The sequence below is a fragment of the Klebsiella sp. HMSC09D12 genome, assembly GCF_001808475.1.
Classification (GTDB): Bacteria; Pseudomonadota; Gammaproteobacteria; order Enterobacterales; family Enterobacteriaceae; genus Klebsiella; species Klebsiella oxytoca.
The window spans coordinates 1-1,336 of sequence record NZ_KV793375.1; the positions used below are offsets into that span (position 1 = coordinate 1).

A 1,336-nucleotide genomic window follows, 5' to 3' on the forward strand; every position below is an offset into this window, starting at 1 on the left:
TGATGTAGCCCCCTGAAACACCAGACAGTAGCTGTATCTCCAGATAAGAGATAGTCTTGAATATATGTCTAACACTAACGCCAATTTTGAGATGACCGGGATCCTGTTAGGGCAAGAAGTCCGTAAACGTAAAACTCCTCAGGAGAAGATCGCCATTATCCAGCAGACGATGGAGCCGGGCATGAATGTCTCCCATGTCGCCCGCCTGCATGGTATCCAGCCCAGCCTGCTGTTTAAGTGGAAGAAGCAATATCAGGAAGGCAGCCTCACCGCTGTTGCGGCCGGAGAGGAAGTCGTTCCTGCTTCTGAGCTTACTGCTGCTCTGAAGCAGGTCCGGGAGCTTCAGCGCCTTCTGGGCAAGAAGACGATGGAAGTTGAGATCCTGAAAGAAGCCGTGGAGTACGGTCAGTCGCGAAAATGGATAGCGCACGCGCCCTTGTTGCCAAAGGACGGGGAATAGCCCTGGTCAGCCGCACCATGGGCGTGTCGCGTGCGCAACTGTCACTGCGGATTAAGCGTTCTGCCGACTGGCAGGACAGGCGCTGTAACCGGCGTAATGACGAAGCAGACGCAGAAATACTGTCGGCTATCCTCAACATTATCAGCGATATGCCGAGTTATGGTTATCGACGCGTGTGGGGCATCCTGCGCAAGCAACGTCGCACAGAGGGACAGCCACCTGTGAACGCCAAACGGCTTTACAGGATAATGAGCGAGCATAACCTGTTGTTGTTGCATGACAAACCAGAGCAACCGAAGCGTGAACATAAGGGCAAAATCGCGGTGGCAGAAAGCGATATGCGCTGGTGTTCAGATGGCTTCGAGTTCGGCTGCGACAACGGCGAAAAACTGCGGGTAACGTTCGCGCTGGACTGCTGCGACCGTGAGGCCATAGACTGGGCAGCAAGCACGGGAGGCTATGACAGTTCGACCGTGCAGGATGTGATGCTGAGGTCGGTGGAAAAGCGCTTCGGCGACAGGTTGCCCGACACAGCGGTGCAGTGGCTGACGGATAACGGTTCAGCGTATACCGCGAATGAAACGCGGAGGTTCGCGAGAGAGCTGAATCTGGAGCCCTGCACAACAGCGGTGAGCAGCCCGCAGAGTAATGGCATGGCCGAACGGTTCGTGAAAACGATGAAAGAAGACTATATCGCGTTCATGCCAAAACCGGATGTGAGAACAGCACTGCGAAACCTTGCAGCAGCGTTCACGCATTACAATGAAAACCACCCGCACAGCGCGCTGGGATATCACTCCCCAAGGGAATACCGGCGGCAGCGGGCATCGTTAACTTAAGATACAAAAGCTGTCCGGAGATGGCGGGTCAAGATCA

At 54.9% G+C, this 1,336-nt stretch carries 1 protein-coding gene; it reads left to right on the top strand.

What is annotated here, in order from left to right; all coding sequences use genetic code 11:
* The first annotated feature begins 91 nt into the window (after window positions 1-91).
* A protein-coding gene (locus HMPREF3178_RS00170) for an IS3 family transposase (protein ID WP_097311113.1) occupies window positions 92-1,299 on the top strand; the annotation gives its coding sequence in 2 pieces (ribosomal slippage) (window positions 92-413 and window positions 413-1,299; 1,209 coding nt in all).
* The last annotated feature ends 37 nt before the right edge of the window (window positions 1,300-1,336 follow it).